We start from the raw sequence: 3,104 nt of genomic DNA, 5'->3' as shown, positions 1-3,104 counted from the left end.
CGAGGAAGAGCGCCACGGCCAGTACGACGCCGAGCGCCGCGGCGACCGCCGTGACCGCGGGCCACAGGCGCGGGTGCCTCAACTCGGGCGCCGGCGCAGGTGGAGCACCATGCCGCCGGACACCGCCGCGGCGAGGACGGCGCCGCTGAGCAGCAGGAAACCGGGGACGTCGGCGTCGGGTTCACCGCCGCCGGTGGCCACGCCGCCGACCGGCTTGACCTTGACCTGGGTGCCCGTGGTGGCGGGCTTCTTGGTGGTGGTCTTCGGGGCCGGCTGGGTCCGGGTCGCCGTGGCGGTGGGCCGGCCGGACGTCGGCGCCGGGGCGCTGGTGCTCTGCCGCGGGCGGTGGGGCAGGGATTCGCAGGCGATGCCGTTGTTGTCGGCGTCGAGGTGGTTCGGGTCTCCCGGCGTCGCGTCCAGGACGGCTTGCGCTTCTTCCTGGTACTGGAAATCGCCGCAGTCGACGTCGGCCGCGAGCGGGGTCGCGAGCTGCGCGGAGGCGAAGGGGACGGGACCGAGGATGGCGAGCCCGGCGACGGCGACGGACGTCGTCAGGGCACGTCGGAACAAGGACAACGGAAGTCCTTTCAGAGGGGAATCGGTGCGATTGCGTGGTAAGTATCGCGACCTCGCCGATCCTGTTACGGATCATTCCGGGATTTCCGGAATGGCAGCGATCCACCACTGCGCGGAATTCCCGTGATTCTTTCCCGGTTCCGCGTCGGGCGTAATTCACGTGTGACGGTGCCGACCGGCCGCCACGCGGCGGCCGGCAACCCCGTAACCTCGGGGTATGCCGATCCAGGTGCTGCTCGTCGACGACCACGAACTGGTCCGCCGCGGGCTCCGCGACCTCCTCGGCGACGAGCCCGACATCGAGGTCGTCGCCGAGGCGAGCAGCGTCGAAGAGGCACTGGCGGTGGCGATGCACGTCGAACCGGAGGTCGCGGTGGTCGACGTCCGCCTCGGCGACGGCGACGGCATCACGCTCTGCCGCGAACTGCGGTCGAAGCCGAACCCGCCGGCCTGCCTGATGCTCACGGCGTTCGACGACGAAGAGGCGATGGTCGGCGCCATCATGGCCGGTGCCGCGGGGTACCTGCTGAAGCAGGTGCGCGGGCAGGACGTCGTGCACGCGGTGCGCGAGGTCGCGGCCGGGCGCTCGCTGCTGGACCCGCTGAGCACCGCGCGGGTGCTCGACAAGATGCGGCACCCGCCGACGGACGAGCTGGCGACGCTGACCGAGCGCGAACGCGACGTGCTCGAGCTGATCGGCCAGGGCCTGTCGAACCGCGAGATCGCCGAGCGGCTGTTCCTCGCGGAGAAGACGGTCAAGAACTACGTCACGTCGGTGCTCGCGAAACTCGGCATGCAACGCCGGACGCAGGCCGCTGCCTGGATCGCTCGGCGCGAGAAGTAACGCCTCGCTACCGGCGCGTCCGCAATCCGCCGTTCGCTGGCACCTTTTTCGACCCTCGTCACGTTCCGCCACGCCTTTCGACGTCGACGCAGTAAGAGATTCACTCGAACGTGAGTCGAATGTGTGTTCGATGAGCCGGTACGATCAATTCGAGGGCGTGGAAGGGAGGCTGGATGACCCGAGAAGGTTGAGTCCGCAGGAGAACCGGTCAGTCGAGTGGGAGGTCGAACGCGACGAGCGTGCCAAGGCTGGGTGAGGAGTTCAGGAAGAACTTCCCGCCCGCGGCGTCCGCGCGTTCGGCGAGATGACGCAGACCGCGGGTGGCGACGCCCTGAGGAACGCCGGAACCGTTGTCCCGGACGCGGAGTTTGACACCGTCGGAGTCCCTCGCCAGCGTCACGCGGGTTTCGCTGGCGCCGGAGTGCCTGACCACATTGGACAGTGCTTCGCGCAGGGCGGCCCGGATGTGGTCGGCGCGTTCCGCGGGGATGTCGGCGAATTCGCCGGACAGCTCCAGAGTCGGCGGGTAGCCGAGCAGCTCGCCGGCGATGCGGACCTCGCCGCGCGCCGACTCGGCGAGGTCGGTGGGCGTGCCGGTGTCGTGGCGAGGCTCCGGGGACCGCAGCGCGCGCACGGTGCCGCGGATCTCCTCGATGGTCTGGTCGAGCTGGTCGATCGCGTCCGAGAGGCGAGCCCCGTCGGCCTGGGCGAACCGCTTGCGCATGTTGCGGCGGACCCGGTCGAGCTGCATACCGGCGCCGTAGAGCCGCTGGACGATGACGTCGTGGAGCTCCCGGGCGATGCGCTCCCGCTCCTCGTACAGCGCGACGCGGTGCCGGGCGTTGGCTCCCTCGGCGAGCGCGAGCACGACCCCGGCCTGCGCGGCGAAGGCGACGAGCATCTCGACGGTGCCGGCGGAGAACGGCTCGCGGCCGCGCTTCCGGTAGACGGTCAGCGCGCCCAGCACCCGTCCCCCTGACCCGAACGGCGCCGCCGCGAACGGCCCGTAGCCGTGGAGTTCGGCGGGGACGTAGGGCGCGGTGCGCGGATCGACGGTGAAGTCGTCGCTGGCCACGGGCTCCCCACCGCGCGCGACGTGCCCGGCGGCGGAGTCGGCGGGCAGGGCGAGCCCGCGCAAGGACTCCCCGGCCGGCTCAGCGGGACTCACCTTCGACACCGGTTCACCGGTACGCGGCTGGACGCCGTCGTCGTCGGCCGGGTGCGCGGTCGCGTAGTGCGCGGCCTCGACGACCACGCGACCGTCGTCGGCGCTCACCATCGCCAGGCCGAGGTCGGCGTCGGCGAGCTCGGCGGCTCGGGCGACGACCGTGTCGAGCACCGCGCCCGGGTCGTCGCCGGAGAGGGCGGTGCTCGTGATCTCGGTGGCGGCGGACAGTGCCCGCGCGGCAAGCGTCGGATCCATGAGTTCCGTCATTATCGCGCGACGCAGTGGTGGCGCGATCACGGCACCGGTACCCGGCTCAGGACCCGGCCGTCGCGGACCTCGAGGACGACGTCCGCATCGGCGGCCTCGTCGGCTCGGTGGGTCACGTGCAGCACCGTGCGGCCGGCCAGGGCTTCGCGCAGGTGGGCGCGGACGGCCTGGGCCGTCGGTTCGTCGAGGTGCGCGGTCGGTTCGTCCAGCAGGACGAGCCCGGCCGCCGGCGCGGCGAGCAGGGCCCGG

Annotated in this window: 4 protein-coding genes; 1 reads left to right on the top strand and 3 read right to left on the bottom strand. The window is 71.8% G+C overall.

Annotated elements, in window-relative coordinates; translation table 11 throughout:
• Window positions 1-78: 78 nt before the first annotated feature.
• Window positions 79-576, bottom strand: a complete 498-nt coding sequence (locus G3I65_RS36745; protein ID WP_160700175.1) for an excalibur calcium-binding domain-containing protein — start codon at window positions 574-576, stop codon at window positions 79-81.
• Window positions 577-793: 217 nt separating this feature from the next.
• Here G3I65_RS36745 and G3I65_RS36740 point away from each other — a divergent pair, with 217 nt between their 5' ends.
• Window positions 794-1,420, top strand: a complete 627-nt coding sequence (locus G3I65_RS36740) for a response regulator transcription factor (RefSeq protein ID WP_072475190.1) — start codon at window positions 794-796, stop codon at window positions 1,418-1,420.
• A gap of 208 nt (window positions 1,421-1,628) precedes the next feature.
• Here G3I65_RS36740 and G3I65_RS36735 read toward each other — a convergent pair whose 3' ends face one another.
• Together G3I65_RS36735 and G3I65_RS36730 are read right to left on the bottom strand one after the other, a co-directional pair.
• Window positions 1,629-2,843, bottom strand: coding sequence for a GAF domain-containing sensor histidine kinase (locus G3I65_RS36735; protein WP_160700174.1), 1,215 nt, complete (start codon window positions 2,841-2,843; stop codon window positions 1,629-1,631).
• A gap of 38 nt (window positions 2,844-2,881) precedes the next feature.
• The coding region (locus G3I65_RS36730; protein WP_160700173.1) for a hypothetical protein at window positions 2,882-3,104 on the bottom strand (223 nt) is incomplete at its 5' end.

The organism is Amycolatopsis sp. SID8362, assembly GCF_010550475.1.
GTDB lineage: Bacteria > Actinomycetota > Actinomycetes > Mycobacteriales > Pseudonocardiaceae > Amycolatopsis > Amycolatopsis eburnea.
The sequence above is the reverse complement of the archived record's forward strand: the minus strand, read 5'-3'. Positions and strand labels throughout refer to the sequence as shown.

What these genes read in the sequence shown, in the direction of transcription:
- G3I65_RS36740 (WP_072475190.1), top strand. Translation starts at nt 794, where the DNA reads ATGCCGATCCAGGTGCTGCTCGTCGACGACCACGAACTGGTCCGCCGC.
- G3I65_RS36735 (WP_160700174.1), bottom strand. Translation starts at nt 2,843, where the DNA reads ATGGATCCGACGCTTGCCGCGCGGGCACTGTCCGCCGCCACCGAGATC.